The 14,459-nt window shown below is 70.4% G+C and carries 12 protein-coding genes; 5 read left to right on the forward strand and 7 right to left on the reverse strand.

Annotated elements, in window-relative coordinates; all coding sequences use genetic code 11:
* Positions 1-27 precede the first annotated feature (27 nt).
* From ACZ5MC_RS08545 to ACZ5MC_RS08555, 3 genes are all read right to left on the reverse strand, one after another.
* Positions 28-399: a nucleotide pyrophosphohydrolase gene (locus ACZ5MC_RS08545; RefSeq protein ID WP_464517523.1), complete on the reverse strand. Its 372-nt coding sequence runs from the start codon at positions 397-399 to the stop codon at positions 28-30.
* Positions 400-424: 25 nt separating this feature from the next.
* Positions 425-2,476, reverse strand: a complete 2,052-nt coding sequence (locus tag ACZ5MC_RS08550) for a M3 family metallopeptidase (protein WP_306599907.1) — start codon at positions 2,474-2,476, stop codon at positions 425-427.
* Positions 2,477-2,537: 61 nt separating this feature from the next.
* Positions 2,538-4,418 carry an ATP-binding protein gene (locus ACZ5MC_RS08555; protein WP_464517524.1) on the reverse strand — a complete coding sequence of 627 codons (1,881 nt, stop codon included), beginning with the start codon at positions 4,416-4,418 and terminating at the stop codon, positions 2,538-2,540.
* Between the two features lie 117 nt (positions 4,419-4,535).
* On the opposite strand from ACZ5MC_RS08555, the gene ACZ5MC_RS08560 reads away from it, so the two are divergent.
* Complete coding sequence (locus ACZ5MC_RS08560; protein WP_306599909.1) at positions 4,536-5,591, forward strand: SEL1-like repeat protein; 1,056 nt, start codon at positions 4,536-4,538, stop codon at positions 5,589-5,591.
* Here ACZ5MC_RS08560 and ACZ5MC_RS08565 read toward each other — a convergent pair whose 3' ends face one another.
* Positions 5,592-5,972 carry a response regulator gene (locus ACZ5MC_RS08565; RefSeq protein ID WP_306602320.1) on the reverse strand — a complete coding sequence of 127 codons (381 nt, stop codon included), beginning with the start codon at positions 5,970-5,972 and terminating at the stop codon, positions 5,592-5,594.
* A gap of 73 nt (positions 5,973-6,045) precedes the next feature.
* On the opposite strand from ACZ5MC_RS08565, the gene ACZ5MC_RS08570 reads away from it, so the two are divergent.
* From ACZ5MC_RS08570 to ACZ5MC_RS08585, 4 genes are all read left to right on the forward strand, one after another.
* Positions 6,046-6,429, forward strand: coding sequence for a hypothetical protein (locus ACZ5MC_RS08570; protein ID WP_306599910.1), 384 nt, complete (start codon positions 6,046-6,048; stop codon positions 6,427-6,429).
* Positions 6,430-6,515: 86 nt separating this feature from the next.
* A complete protein-coding gene (ercA, locus tag ACZ5MC_RS08575; protein ID WP_306599911.1) occupies positions 6,516-7,670 on the forward strand; it encodes an alcohol dehydrogenase-like regulatory protein ErcA in 1,155 nt (384 codons plus the stop codon).
* Positions 7,670-9,331, forward strand: coding sequence for a hybrid sensor histidine kinase/response regulator (locus tag ACZ5MC_RS08580; RefSeq protein WP_464517525.1), 1,662 nt, complete (start codon positions 7,670-7,672; stop codon positions 9,329-9,331). Before ercA ends, ACZ5MC_RS08580 begins: the two co-directional genes overlap by 1 nt.
* Before the next feature lie 47 nt (positions 9,332-9,378).
* Positions 9,379-10,170: a response regulator gene (locus tag ACZ5MC_RS08585; protein ID WP_464517526.1), complete on the forward strand. Its 792-nt coding sequence runs from the start codon at positions 9,379-9,381 to the stop codon at positions 10,168-10,170.
* A 177-nt stretch (positions 10,171-10,347) separates the two neighbouring features.
* Here ACZ5MC_RS08585 and ACZ5MC_RS08590 read toward each other — a convergent pair whose 3' ends face one another.
* From ACZ5MC_RS08590 to ACZ5MC_RS08600, 3 genes are all read right to left on the reverse strand, one after another.
* Positions 10,348-12,774, reverse strand: a complete 2,427-nt coding sequence (locus tag ACZ5MC_RS08590; RefSeq protein WP_464517527.1) for a serine/threonine-protein kinase — start codon at positions 12,772-12,774, stop codon at positions 10,348-10,350.
* Between the two features lie 339 nt (positions 12,775-13,113).
* Positions 13,114-13,959: an SDR family oxidoreductase gene (locus ACZ5MC_RS08595; protein ID WP_464517528.1), complete on the reverse strand. Its 846-nt coding sequence runs from the start codon at positions 13,957-13,959 to the stop codon at positions 13,114-13,116.
* Positions 13,960-14,008: 49 nt separating this feature from the next.
* Positions 14,009-14,434 (reverse strand): Rrf2 family transcriptional regulator, encoded by a 426-nt coding sequence (locus tag ACZ5MC_RS08600; RefSeq protein ID WP_464517529.1) that lies wholly within the window; start codon positions 14,432-14,434, stop codon positions 14,009-14,011.
* Positions 14,435-14,459 lie beyond the last annotated feature (25 nt).

Genomic DNA, 14,459 nt, shown 5'->3' on the forward strand with positions numbered 1-14,459 from the left:
CAGTCCGCCGTAGGATATTAATGGCTTCTACGCCCCCCCAGGTTCCTTGTATTCGTCGTATTTTTTCGCGCTGCCCCGGACCCGGTCCGCGGGGTAGCGCCGGGCGTTGAGCTCGATCTTCCGGTCGGCGGCCTCCAGCAGGTCGAACTGCAGCTTGTCGGCCAGGCGCACCAGGTACAGCAGCACGTCCGCCGCCTCCTCCTGCACGCGCCGCATGCGCTCGGGGTCCAGGGCGCGGCTCTCAGGCTCCGTGAGCCACTGGAACTCGGCCGCCAATTCCCCGGCCTCGCCGGTCAGGGCCATGGCCAGGTTCTTGGGGGAATGGAAGGCGTCCCACTCCCTTTCCGCGGCGAAGGCCCGCAGGCGCTGGGTGAGGAGGGACAGGGAGTCGGCGTCCATGGGACCAGGATCCCATGGACGGGTCCTATTTGAGCCCGCGCTTTTCCAGCAGGGCGTCCACCCTGGGATCCCGGCCCCGGAAGTCCCGGTAGAGCTGGGCCGGGTCCGCGGTCTGGCCCCTGTCCAGCACCTTGGCGCGGAAGGCCCTCGCCGTGGCGGGGTCGTAGAGGTTCCCCTTCTCCTTGAACGCGAGGAACGCGTCGCTGTCCAGCACGGCGCTCCAGATGTAGGCGTAGTACCCGGCGCTGTACCCGTTGCCCCCGCCCCAGATGTGGTTGAAGAAGGCCGTGCGGTACCGCAGCGGGATCTCCGGCGGCAGCCCCCACTTCTCCATGCTGGCCTTCTCGAACGCGTCGGCGTCCCGGGGCGCGTCGTCGGCGAGCGTGTGCCAGTCCATGTCCAGCAGGGCCGCGGCCATGTACTCCGTGGTGGCGAAGCCTTCGCCGAAGGTGCGGGACTTCTTGATGCGGTCGCCCAGGGCGGCGGGGATCAGCTCCCCGGTCTTCCAGTGGCGCGCGTAGGTCTTGAGCACCTCGGGCTCCATGGCCCAGTTCTCCATGATCTGGCTGGGCAGCTCGACGAAGTCCCGCGGCGCCCCGCCCAGGCCCCGGTACCGGCCCGCGTAGAACAGCCCGTGCAGGGCGTGGCCGAACTCGTGGAAGAGGGTGCGGACCTCGTCGGGCGTGAGCAGGGCGGGGGCGTCCCCGGAGGGCCGGGAGAGGTTGGCCACGTTGGTGGCGACGGCGTGGACCCGGTGGTTGTCCCGCCCCGGGCGCAGGCTGCCGCACCAGGCGCCGCCGCGCTTGCCGGGGCGAGGGTGGTAGTCGGTGTAGAGCAGGCCCAGGTGGCGGCCGTCCTGTTCCTTCACCTCGAAGACCCGCACCTCCGGATGGTAGACGGGGACGTCCTTCGCTTCGGTGAAGGTCACGCCGTAGAGCCGCGTGGCCAGCCCGAAGGCGCCCCCGCGCACGCTGTCCAGGCTGAAGTAGGGCTTCAGGGCGGACTCGTCCAGGTCGTACTTCGCGCGGCGCACCTTCTCCTGGTAGTACCGCCAGTCCCAGGCCTCGAGCCTGGCGCCCGGGCGGTCCTTGGCCATGGCGGCCTGCAGCTCGGCGCGCTCCTCCTTGGCCTTGGCCAGGGCCGCGGTCCACACGGGCTTCATGAGGCCGTAGGCGCCCGCGGGCGTCTTCGCCATGTTCTCCTCGAGGATGTAGTCGGCCCAGGTGGCGTAGCCCAGGAGCCTGGCCTTCTGCACGCGCAGCGCGGCCACCCGGCTCACCAGCCCGCGGGTGTCGGTCTCCCCGGCGCGGCAGCGCTCCAGGTAGCCTTCGAGGAGCCGGCGGCGCAGGTCGCGGTTGTCGGCATACTGCAGGAAGGGCCAGATGCTGGGCCCGTCCAGCGTGAACACCCAGGCGCCGTCCCTGGCCGCGGCGTCCCGCACGGCCTGGGGCAGCCCCGCCAGGTCCGCGGGCTTGTCCAGGGTCAGCTTGAAGTCCTTGGTGGCCTTCAGCATGCGGTCGCCGAACTGCACGCCCAGGCGGGAGAGCTCGGCGTTGAGGGCGCGCATGCGGGTCTTGCCCGCCTCGTCCAGGTCCGCGCCGGCGCGCAGGAATCCGCGGCGCCGGTCCTCCAGCAGCCGCAGCTGCTCGGGATCCAGCCCCTGGCGCTTCGCCCACACCGCCTTCACCCGGAGCCAGAGCTTTCCGTTGAGGTTGATCTCGTCGTAGTGCGCGGCGCGCAGCGGCGCAAGCTCTCGGTTGACGGCCTGCAGCCTGGGGTTGGTCTCGGCGCCCGAGAGCGCGCCGAACACCAGGGACACCCGCTCCAGGAACTGGCCCGACAGCTCCAGGGCCTCCACCGTGTTCGCGAACGTAGGCGCCTCGGCGGAATCCGCGATGGCGGCGACTTCGGCCTTGTGGCGGGCCATGCCCTCCTTGAAGGCCGGCAGGAAGTGCTCCTCCTTGATCTCGGCGAAGGGCGGGACGCCGAAGGGCGTCTTCCACTCGGCGAAGAAGGGGTTGGCCGTCTGGGCCTGGGCGCAGAGGGACACGGCGGCGAGGAGCAGGGGGGTGCGCATGGGGGGCCTCGGGAAGTAAGCCATCATATTACGAGGTTATCCCGGGATGGAAGCCGGATCTTCAGCCCCTCAGCCGCTGCAGCTCTCTGCGCAAATCTTCCATGGTGAACGGCTTGGACAGCAGCTTCACCTGCGGGTGGGCCTCCGCCAGGTCCATGGCCGTCGGGTCGGCGCGTCCGGTGGCCAGGAGCACCGGCAGGTCCGGGCGCAGGGCCCGCAGGCGGGGCAGGGTGCCCGGGCCGCCCAGGCCCGGCATGTTCATGTCGAGGATCACCACCTGGGGCTGGAAGCCTCCCTCCAGCAGCCGCAGGGCCTCCTCCCCGCTGGAGACGGCGGTGGCGGCGTGGCCCAGCACCTCCAGGACGGTGCGGATGGAATACTGGATCAGTTCGTCGTCGTCCACCAGGAGCACCCGCAACGCCCCGGGCTGGGCGGCCTCCCGGGCCTCCTGCGCCTCCAGGGCCTGCTGGGCGGCGCTCTCGCTCACGGGGAAGCGCATGCGCACCCGGGTGCCGCGGCCGGGCTCGCTCTGGATCTCCAGCTGCCCCAGGTGGGCCTTCACGGTGCTGTAGACCAGGGAGAGGCCCAGGCCGGTGCCCCTGCCCACGTCCTTGGTGGTGAAGAAGGGGTCCAGGGCCCGCTCCAGGACCGCCGGCGGCATGCCTTCCCCGGTGTCCTCCACCGAGAGCTCGATCCAGTCGCCGTCCACGTTCCGGGTGCGCAGGGCCAGCGTCCCGCCCTGGGGCATGGCGTCCACGGCGTTGACGCAGAGGTTCATGAGCGCGTGCGACAGGGCGCTGGCGTCGCCTCGGATGGGCCGCAGGTCCGGGGCCAGGTCCAGGGTGAGCGCGACCCTCGCCAGGGTGGTGTGCTCGAGGAGCCGGGCCTCCTCCTGGAGGATGCCGTTGAGGTCCAGGTCCCGTTCCTCGGCGGGGCTCTGGCGGGCGAAGCTCAGGAGGCCGCGCACGGTCTTCCCGCCCCGCTCGGCGGCCTTGATGATGGTCTCCAGGGCCCGGCGGGTCGGATCGCCGGGAGCATGGCGGTCCACCGTGGCCGAGGCCAGGCCCAGGATGGCCCCGAGCACATTGTTCATGTCGTGGGCGACGCCGCCCGCCAGGGCGCCCAGGCTTTCCATCTTCTGGGCCTGGGCAAGCTGCGCCTGGAGAAGGTCGCGCTCGGTCTCGCTCCGCTGGCGGTCCTGGAGGCGGGCCAGGTTCCACCGGCCCGCCAGGAGGATGACGATCAGGCCCACGCTCCAGACCGCGCCCATGACGATCAGGGTCGGCAGGTTGCCCAGCCCGCCGACGAGGGCGGAACCCCGGGGCATGGGCACCGTGACGCTGATCCCGCCCCGCACGTCGCCCACCTGGTAGCCCTGGGAGGCATGGCACCGCAGGCAGCCCTCCTGGGTGACCAGGGCGCCCATGAACCGCAGGGTGGGCCGCCCGTCGACGGGCGATTCCTCGTGGAACTCGGCGGCACCGGTCTCCAGGGCCCGGAGGGCCCGGACCTCCCAGGGATCGGCCGCGTTGGCGGCGCGGATGGGCTTGAGGCTGGTGATGTGCCCCTGCAGGCCATACTTCTCCCGGCCCAGCTCGTGGAGCATCCGGGTCAGGTAGGCGGGGTTCACGAGCGTGAGGACCTTGCCCGAGGTCGTGATGATCTCCCGGTCCCGCACGTGGGCCAGGTGGGGATTGGGGGCGGTCCGCTCGTCCAGGGGCACGTACACGCCGCCCCGCTGGGTGACCCACTGGCGCGTGGTCACGTCCTTCTGGAAGCTGTCCCGGGCCCTGCCGAGGGCGATGGCGCGGGTCTCCCGGTGGGAGAAGACCGCTCCGGTCCCGATGATGACCGCCACCACCAGGGTCCACAGGACCGCGCGGCGGACGATCTGGCTGCGCAGCCGGCGGTCGGCGAACAGCTGCCTCATGAGAAGGGCCATGTTGGATCCGTAGAATTTGAAAATTTTAACCCAATTTGCATGATTGATTATTGGAAATAAATATTAGAATCGGGGCGGATCAGCCCAATAAACCAATTCCTCCCCAAAGGGACGTCCATGACCGAACCGACACCGGATCTGAGGGCCGAGGCCGAACGGGGGCTCGCCAGCGCCCAGGTTACCCTCGGCCGGCACTACGCCACGGGCACCGGGGTGCCCCGGGACGGGGCCGAGGCGTTGCGCTGGTGGCGCAGGGCCGCGGAACTCGGCTCCCAGGAGGCCCAGTACCTCCTCGGACACTGCGCCAGCCTGGGGGAGTTCGGGCCCCGGGATCCCGTCCAGGCGGTGGCCTGGTTCCGCAAGGCCGCCGAGCATGGGAGCACGGAGGCCCAGCTGCAGCTGGCCCGGATCTTCGAGGACGGCGACGGCGTGCCCCGGGATTTCGCCCAGGCCCTCCATTGGCTGCGCAAGGCCGGGGAGAACGGGGATGAGCGCACCCAGCTCCGTCTGGCCCGGCTGTACGAGGAGGGGGATCTCGTCCCCCGGGACCTGGGGGAGTCCGTGCGCTGGTACCGCATCGCCGCGGACTGGGGCAGCCGGCGGGCCCAGCTCGTGACCGGCTTCAACTTCAAGAACGGCATCGGCCTGCCGAGGGACGAGAAGGAGGCCGCCCTGCGCTTCCGGGCCGCTTCCGACGCGGGGGATCCCCTGGCCACCTACTACCTGGGCGTCTGCTACCTGCGCGGCCTGGGCATGCCCCTGGACGAGGCGGCGGCCCAGGAGCTCTTCCTCCTGTCGGCCCACGGGGGCTGCAGCGCGGCCCAGGTCATCCTGGACATCCAGAACCCCTGGGGCGACCACTACACGGGGGGGGACGCGCCCGGGTCCGCCACCTGGTACCGCCGGGCGGCCCTGTGGGGGGATCCCGAGGCCCAGTTCCATCTGGGCTACAGCCACCACCACGGCCTCTGCTTCGACGAGGACGAGCGCATCCCCCAGGACCAGGCCGAGGCCTATGTGTGGATATCGCTCGCGGCGGAGAACGGAGCGCGCTTCGCGGCCGAGCACAAGGACCTGGTCGCCAGGCACCTCTCGGTGGAGGAGGTGGAACTGGCCCATGAGCGGCTGATCCTGGTGAAGGACGAGATCCGGGCCCTCAGGCGCCTGGTCTGATCACTCGGAGTCGCCGGGCGCGGCCAGGGTGCCCGTGACCGCGGCGACCAGCGCGGTCTCCTCGATGGGCTTGGCGAGGACCCGGGTGACGCCCATCTTGAGGAGCCCGGCCTCCATCTCGTCGTCCCGGAATGCGGTGAGGATCAGGATGGGACAGTCCGGGCGGGCCTTGCGGGCCATGCGGGCAAGGGAGGAGCCGTTGCAGCCGGGCATCTGGAAGTCGCTGATGATCAGGTCCGGGGCGCTGGTGGTGACGTAGTCGGGGACGTCCATGGCCGACAGGGGCACCCACTCCTCCACCCCGTGCCCGGCCCTCTCCAGGCAGCGCCGCAGGTAGAGCCGCATCATCCGGCTGTCGTCGATCACGAGGATTTTGGCCACGTACAAGGATACACGCCTCCCTGATGGGTGGGCACATCCATGGATAATGGGAGGACCCGCCCGAGGCCCGCGCATGTTCGAAGTGACTGTCAACGTTGAGAAGAACCGCCTGTACGTGACCCTCGGGGGCCACCTGGAAGCGGCCGAACGAAAGGAGGCGGCCAAGGCCGTCATCGCCGGGGTGGGGCAGCTCGGGCCCGGGTTCGATATCGTCCATGACCTGGCCGGGCTCCATCCCACGGACGCCGACGGCCTGCGGGACCTGGTGCGGGTCCAGTCCGCCGCGAAGATCAAGGGCCTTCGGTCGGTCATCCGCATCGCCCGGATTCCCCTGGCCCGGCTCCAGCTGGAGCGGATCGCCAAGGATACCGGCTGGGAGTTCGGCACCGCCGGGTCGCGGGAAGAGGCTGACGAGCGACTGGACGCCTTGGGGCCGGCGCCGCCTCCGGAGCCCTGAAAAAAAGAAATCTCCGGGCATGGCCCGGCGGGGGCCGTGGTAGGGTTGCAGCATCCGTGGGAAAGGGATGATTTTTGGGCAATCCGGTGCTGTCTGAACTGCGCAAATTCGTCGCGCCCGAGTTCCTGTTCGGGCTGGACGCCCGCAGGCTCCTGGGGCGCTATGCGCGGAACCTCGGAGCCCGCCGGGTCCTCCTGGTGTCGGACCCCGGGGTGGACGCGGCGGGGTGGACGAACGAGGCCGCCCTGTTCCTCCAGGAGGAGGGCCTGGAGGTCACGCGCTTCCTGGGCGTCTCCCCCAATCCCCGGTCCGGGGAAGTGGCCGAAGGCGTCCGGGTGTACCGTTCGAGCGGCAGCGACCTCATCGTGGCCGTGGGCGGCGGCAGCGTCATGGACTGCGCCAAGGGCATCGGCATCGTGGCCACCAACGGCGGGTCCATCCTCGACTACGAGGGCGTGGACGAGGTGCGCACGCCCATGCCGCCCCTCATCTGCGTGCCCACCACCGCCGGCTCCTCCGCGGACGTGTCCCAGTTCGCCATCATCAACGACGTGGCCGCCCAGGTGAAGATCGCCATCATCAGCAAGGCCGTGGTGCCCGACGTGGCGCTCATCGACCCCGGCACGCTCGTGACCCTGGGGCCCTTCCTCACCGCCTGCACGGGCCTGGACGCGCTGGTCCACGCGGTGGAGGCCTACGTCTCCAACGCCCACTCCGCCGTCACGGACGTGCACGCCCTGGAGGCCATCCGCCTCGTGGCCGGCAACCTGCCCGCGTCGGTGCGCGACCCGGGCGACCTGGAGCTGCGCGGGCGGATCATGCAGGCCAGCCTCCACGCGGGCCTGGCCTTCTCCAACGCGAGCCTGGGGGCCGTGCACGCCATGGCCCACAGCCTGGGCGGCTTCAAGGACCTGCCCCACGGGGAGTGCAACGCCCTGCTCCTGCCCCACGTCCTCGACTTCAATTTCCCGGCGGCGCCCGAGCGCTACCGGCGGGTGGCGGAAGCCATGGGCGGACATCCGGCGGGCTTGACGGACGCGCAGGTACGCAGCGGCCTCGTCGACCAGGCGGTGGCCCTGCGCAGCGCCTGCGGCATCACCGGCGGCCTGGCCTACCGGGGGATCGCCGCCGCGGACGCGGGCCGCCTGGCGGCCAAGGCCTACGACGACCCCTGCAACGCCACCAACCCCCGGGAGCCTTCCCTGGCCGACCTCGAGGTCCTCTACCTGGAAGCCCTCTGATGCCCGCCCGGATCGGCCGCGAGGCGATGCGGGAGCGGATCATCGGTCTGGGCGAGGAGTCCGGCCGCAAGAGCTTCTACCCCGAGCTGCAGCAGCGCCTCCAGCAGCTCGAGGAGGTGCGGGAACGGCTGCGGGTGTCCCAGGAGAACCTCCTGTCGGTGTTCAACAGCATCCACGACGCCATCCTCATCCACGACCGCCAGGGGATCGTGCTGGAGGCCAACCAGTCCGCCACCCTCATGTTCGGCCTCCCCCGGGAGGCGCTGCTGGGCCAGAGCGTGTACGGCCTGAGCATCCCCGATCCGGAACGGGGCGCGCCCGAGGCCGCCATGCAAGGCCTTCTGGCCCACCTGGACCAGGAGGGGTTCGCGGTCTTCGAGCTTCGGGCCGTGAAACCCGACGGCAGTCCGCCCTTCGACGTGGAGGTGGCGGTCAAGCCGGCCACCTGGTACGGCCAGGACGTCCTGGCCGCCGTGGTCCGCGACATCACCGGGCGCAAGCAGGCGGAGGGGATCCTCCGCCAGGCCCAGAAGCTGGACTCCCTGGGCCAGCTGGCGGGGGGCGTGGCCCACGACACCAACAACATGCTGAGCGTCATCATCGGCTACTCGGACCTGCTCCTGGAGGATCCGGCCTTCGCGGAGGGCCCGGTCCGCCAGCACCTGAACCAGATCCGCAAGGCGGCCACCCACTCCAGCGACCTCACGCGCCAGCTGCTGGCCTTCGCGCGCAAGCAGACCATCGAGCCCCGGCCCGTGGACATGAACGCCCTGGTGGACGAGACCCAGGCCATGCTCCGCCGCCTCATCGGGGAGAACCACGCCCTGGTGTGGAAGCCCGCCACCACCCTGTGGACGGTGTGGATCGACCCCTCCCAGGTGGGCCAGGTGCTGGTGAACCTCGTCGTGAACGCCCGGGACGCCATCCTCGACGCCGGCACCATCCTCCTGGAGACCGGCAACCAGGTGGTGGACGAGGCCTTCGCCCAGAGGCACCTGGACGCCCGGCCCGGGGACTACGTGGTGCTCTCGGTCACGGACACCGGGCAGGGCATGGATCCGGAGATCCTCAGCCACATCTTCGAGCCCTTCTTCACCACCAAGGAGGTGGGAAAGGGCACCGGACTGGGACTGGCCATGGTGTACGGGATCCTCCGCCAGAACGGCGGCTTCGTCTCGGTGGACTCCACCCCCGGCCAGGGCTCCACCTTCCGCCTGCACCTGCCGCGCTTCCAGTTTCCGGGGGGCGGCCCGCAGCCGGAAGCCTCCGAAGCGCCCGCCCCCGGCGGCTGGGAGACCATCCTGCTGGTGGAGGACGAGGAGGCCCTCCTGGACCTGGGCCGGACCGTGCTGGAGGACGCGGGCTACCAGGTGCTCGCCTTCCCCCGGCCCGCCCAGGCCCTTGCCTGTCTGGCCCGGGAGGACCGCGGCATCCACGCCCTGGTCACGGACCTGGTGATGCCCGGCATGGGTGGCGTGGCCTTGAGCCGGATCGTGCTGCGCCACCGGCCCGGGGTCAAGGTGCTGTTCATGTCCGGCTACCCCCTGGAAACCCATGACGGCCGCGACACCCTGCCTCCCTCGGCGAGATTCCTCCAGAAACCGTTCAGCCGGCGCGACCTGCTGGAAAACCTGCGGGCGGCCCTCGACGGGGGAAAATAAGCTACGCTTGATTACGCTCCATGTATCATTTCTCAGAGGACTGTTCATTGCACACGGATTTATCCAAGGCCTTCCTGCTCTTCATCGACGACGACCGGCTCCAGCGGAAACTCTTCCCTGAGGTCCTCCAGCCTCTGGGCGTGGAGATCCTCACCGCCGCCAACGCCGAGAACGCCCTGGACATCATCTCGGACCGCCGCCCCGATCTCATCCTCTGCGACGCCGTCATGCCCGTGACCGACGGCTTCCAGTTCTGCAAGCAGATCAAGGACGATCCGGCCACCCGGGACCTGCCGTTCGCCATCATCACCTCCCTCTCCCAGAACGTGGGCGAGCGAAGCCTGCAGGTGGGCGCCGACGACTTCTTCCTGAAGCGGGCCAGCGAGGATCTCCTGCGCCTGCGGGTGCGGATGCTGCTGGACATCGCCACCCGGGGCGTCAGCATCGGCGAGCCCCTGGAGTCCTTCGCCGGCTCGCGCGTCCTTGCCGCTTCCGCCTCGGCGCTCCTGCTGTCCCAGCTCTCCCTGCAGCTGGCCCCCGCCGGCATCCAGGTGGACACCTGCGCCGGAGCGGGCGAAATCCTCGACCACCTGGACGGCCCTCCACCGGCCCTGCTGGTGCTGGACGCGTCCATGGCCAACGGCCTCCTCAAGGACGTCGCCGCAAGCGTGCGCAGCCAGCCCACCTGGGCGGCCGTGCCGATCCTGGTGGTGGCGGGCAAGGGCGAGGAACCCGGGGCGGAAATCCCCATCAACGACTGGGTCACCAAGCCGCTCGACGGCCGTGAGGCCAGGCGCCGGATCACCATGTCGCTGCGGTACGGACGGGCGATGCAGTAGCCGGATCCCGCAAGGACCTTGATCGAGGATCCCGGGCTGGACCTTCCCTCCTTCGGTTCCTCGCCATTTCGGGTGGGCAGGGCCCGAGAGGGTGGAACGTCTTTCATCCTTATTTGCAGCCCCGTTCGTCCCCGGCAATGGCAACCGCCGCGAACTGCCGAGGTCCCGGGTCTCTGGCTACCTCTCGCCCGCCGTGGCGATGCGTTCGAAATCCGCGTTGCCCCTGAGGGACCGGAGCTGTTTCTCCTGCCGCAGCGTGCCCAGCCAGGACGGCTTGCCGTCCACTTGGACGGCCCGCGCCAGGTAGCCCAACGCTTCGCGCCGCTTGCCCAGTTCCGCTTCGATGCAGGCCAGGCCGTACAGGATTCCCGCGACCCCGGGATGCCTGCCGCCCAGGACCGGTTCCGTGTTGCCCAGGCCCCGCAGGAACAGCGGTTCGGCCGCGGCGAAGTCGCCCCGGTCCATGTACAGCTCTCCCAGGTGGGTGAGCGGGCCGGCGATGCTGGGGTGGGCCGGGCCCAGGGTCTTCTCCCCCAGGGCGATGCTGCTGCGGTACCGGGCGATGGCCTCGGAATCCCGGCCCATGGCGTGGTAGAGGGTGCCCAGGCCGCTGAGCGTGCGGGCCACCTCGGGGTGGGCGGGGCCGAGGCTCTTCTCCTCGATGGCCAGGGCGCGCAGCATGAGCGGTTCGGCCTCGGCGTTCCGGCCCGCCTCCAGCAGGGTGGTCCCGAGGTTTGAGAGGGTGGCTGCGACGCTGGGGTGGCCGGGACCCTGGACCTTCTCGCCCACCGCGAGGCTCCGGCGGAAGTACGTCTCGGCCTCCTGGTACTTCCGCTGCTTCCGGCAGAGGATGCCCAGGTTCGTGAGAGCCAGGGCCACGTCCGGGTGGTCGGGGCCCAGCTTGGCCTCCTTGATCGCCAGACTGCGCCGGAAGACCGGCTCGGCCTCCGCATACTTGCCCTGCTGCCAGTACAGGCTGGCAAGGTTGTTGAGGCTCACGGCCACGTCCTCATGGTCGGGGCCCAGCAGGCGCTCGCGGGTCTGGAGGCTCTGGCGGAACAGCGGCTCGGCCAGGGCGTACTTTCCCTGGTTGTAGTAGATGCCGCCAAGGTTGCCCCGGGTGGCGGCCACCTCCGCGGAGCCTTCCCCGTGCAGCCGGATGCGCAGGTCCAGGCTCCGCTGGAAGCGCGCCCCGCCCTCGTCGTAGCGGCCCTCCTTGAGGTCCAGCATGGCCAGGTCGTTCAGGCTTTCGGCCACCTTCAGGTGGACGGGGCCCAGGGTGCCCTCCCGGATGGCCAGGGCCTCCTGGAGGAGGGGCCGCGCCTGGGGGTACAGGCCCATCTCGTAGTACACCATGCCCATGGTGTCCATGAGCTGGGCGCGGACCTGGGGCTGGTCCCGGAGCTCCCTGCCGATGGTCTGCGCGCCCTTGTCCAGCAGCTCCCGCGCGGTCACGGAGTTCCCCCGGGCCTCCCCGGGATCCGAGACCTTGAAGAGCCCCGTGAGGAAGGCCGATACCCGGCGGGCGGCCTCGGCCTCCTCCCGGGTGCTCCGTTCCGCCCGCCGGGCACGCACCGTCTGCACGGTCATGCCCGCGCTGAAGAGGGCCATCACCGCCAGCGAAGCGGCCAGGAACGCCTTCTGCCGCCGCCGTCTGGGCTTGGCCAGGATCCAGAGGAGCCGCTCCACCGTGTCCGCGGAGGAGGGCCGGGCGGCTGGCGCGAGAGCGGTCAGGCGCCGGATGAGCGCGGCCACGTCCGCGTCGATCCCTTCCACCGGGCGCGTCTTCCCCTGCCGGGCCAGCTCGAGCAGCTCGGCGGAATCCAGGCCCTTGGGATAGGGCCTCCGGCCGGTGAAGAGCTCCTGCAGCAGCAGGCCCAGCGAATAGAGGTCGCTGGCGGCCTGGGCCTGCTCGCCCCGGGCCTGCTCGGGACTCATGTAGGCGAGGGTTCCGATGATCGATCCCTGGGAGGTCAAGCTGGTGGAACGGCTGGGATGGGACCCGGTGGCGGCGGTGATCTCGTCCGCATCCTGGCCGGGCTCCGAGGCCGGCCGGGTGACGCCGTCCTCCAGTCCGGGCAGGGGCGGCTGGACGCCCGCGGCGGGGCGGGGCAGGTCGGGTTCGTCCGACCGCAGCCGGGAGATGCCGAAGTCCAGGACCTTCACCTGGTCCCCGGGCGTGATGAGGATGTTGTCGGGCTTGAGGTCGCGGTGGATGATGCCCTTCTCGTGGGCGGCCAGCAGGGCTTCGGCCACCTGCAGGGCGATGGAGAGCCGCTGCCGGCGGGTCAGGCCCTGCTTCATGGCCCTGCCCAGGCTCTGGCCCTCGATGAACTCCAGCACCAGCACCTCCAGCCCGCCGGAGGAGAGGTAGTCGAAGATCTGGCAGATGTTGGGGTGGGCCACCTGGGAAAGGACCCTGGCTTCCCGCAGGAAGCGCTGCTGGGTCTCCGGCCCGGGATGGAGGTCGGACCTCAGGACCTTCAGAGCCACCCGCCGGTCCAGCCGTTCATCCACTCCCACGTACACATCGCCCATCCCGCCCTGGCCCAGCAGTTCGAGAACCCGGAAGGCGCCGATTTTTTCTCCAGAGAGGCTGGTCATGGAAGGCAACTCCACTGCTTTGAAGGTTGGGGGGATAGGCCAGGGTAGCAGCACCTTGAGGCTCCACGATGGGTTGGTTTGGGCCTATGTTGGGAGCGCCAAGATGAACGTTCAGTACCCGTCGGGAGGCGACCCATGTACCTGGCTCCCCGCGCCCCTTCCCGGCCGGGGGTTCCGGTTCCTGGTGGAGGTTGAAACAAGCCTGGAGGGGCTGCTGGTCCCGGAACCCGGCTGGCGGCTTTTGGGCACCCGCCCAGCTCCGGTTTGGAACGAGCTATTTATTTTTCCGCGGGCGCCGGGTGATTCGGGCGAACCGGCGAACCGGGGCCATTCCGCGCCTCATCCCTTGAGGGCGGCCGCCACCGACACGGCCATGGGAGTGGTCGCCCGGCCGATGAGCCGGCTCAGCTGCCTCCCCTCGTCCTGCAGGGCACCCTTGGCCACCCCCGCGTCGGAGTCCGACAGCAGGGCGGCCAGGCCCTCGGGGAGGCCCACGCCCACCAGCACGCCCTTGAACTCGGCCTCGGGCAGGTCCTTGTAGACCACCGGTTTGCCGGACTGCCGGGCGATCTCGGCCGCCAGGTCCGTGAGGGTGTACGAGGTGTCGCCCGCCAGCTCATACGTCTTGCCGGCCTGGCCGTCCAGCAGCAGGACGGCCGCGGCGGCCGCCGCATAGTCGGCCCGGGCCGCCGAGGCGATGCGCCCACCGCCCGCGCTGCCCAGGAAGGCGCCGTGGGCCAGGGCCGAGGGGATGCTCGCCGTGTAGTTTTCGGTGTACCAGCCGTTGCGCAGGATCACGAAGGGGATGCCCGAGGCCTTCAGGTAGGCCTCGGTCTCGGCGTGCTCGGGGGCCAGGCCCAGGGGCGACGTGTCGGCGCGCAGCACGCTGGTGTAGACCAGCAGCTTCACGCCGGCCTCACGGGCCGCGTCGATGACGGCCTTGTGCTGGGCCGCCCTGCGGCCCATCTCGTTGGAGGAGATGAGGAGGAGCTTGTCGACCCCCGCCAGGGCGGCGGCCAGGGTCTCCGGCCGCTCGTAGTCGGCCGGGCGGGACTGGACGCCCAGGTCCTGGACGGACGCGGGCTTGCGGGCAAGGGCGAGGATCCGGGAGGCGGGGGCCCTCCGGAGGAGGTCCTGGATGACGAGGCGGCCGAGTTGGCCGGAGGCACCGGTGATGGCGATCATGGAATTCTCCTTGTAACCAAAAAGGTTACGAATTTGGGTAAAAAAAGGGTCAGGACGCCCGGCCTTTGACGTCCTTCACCAGGTGGGAGAGGGTGGTGCGGGCCAGATCGGCCTCCAGGGCCGCCTGGGCGGAGGCGTAGACGCCCTCCAGGGCGGCCTGGATGTTCCTGCCGACGGGGCAGCGCGGGTTGGGGTCCGCGCTGTGCAGGGCGAAGGGCGGGGTGCCTTCGACGGCGAGGTGGATGTCCCGGAGGGTCACCTTCCCGGGTGCCCGCAGCAGCTGCCAGCCGCCCCCGGGCCCGCCCTGGGAGCCCACCAGCCCGGCCCCCCGCAGCCGGGCCAGGAGGCGCCGGATGACCACGGGGTTGGTGTTGACGCTGCCGGCGATGAACCCGGACGTCAGGGGCTCCGGGCCGCAGAAGGCCAGGAGGGTGAGGATGTGGATGGCGATGGTGGTGCGGGAACTGGCGGTCATCGGGGGTCCGTTCTGTAACCATCAT

This window comes from Mesoterricola sp. JemC181 (assembly GCF_055384585.1).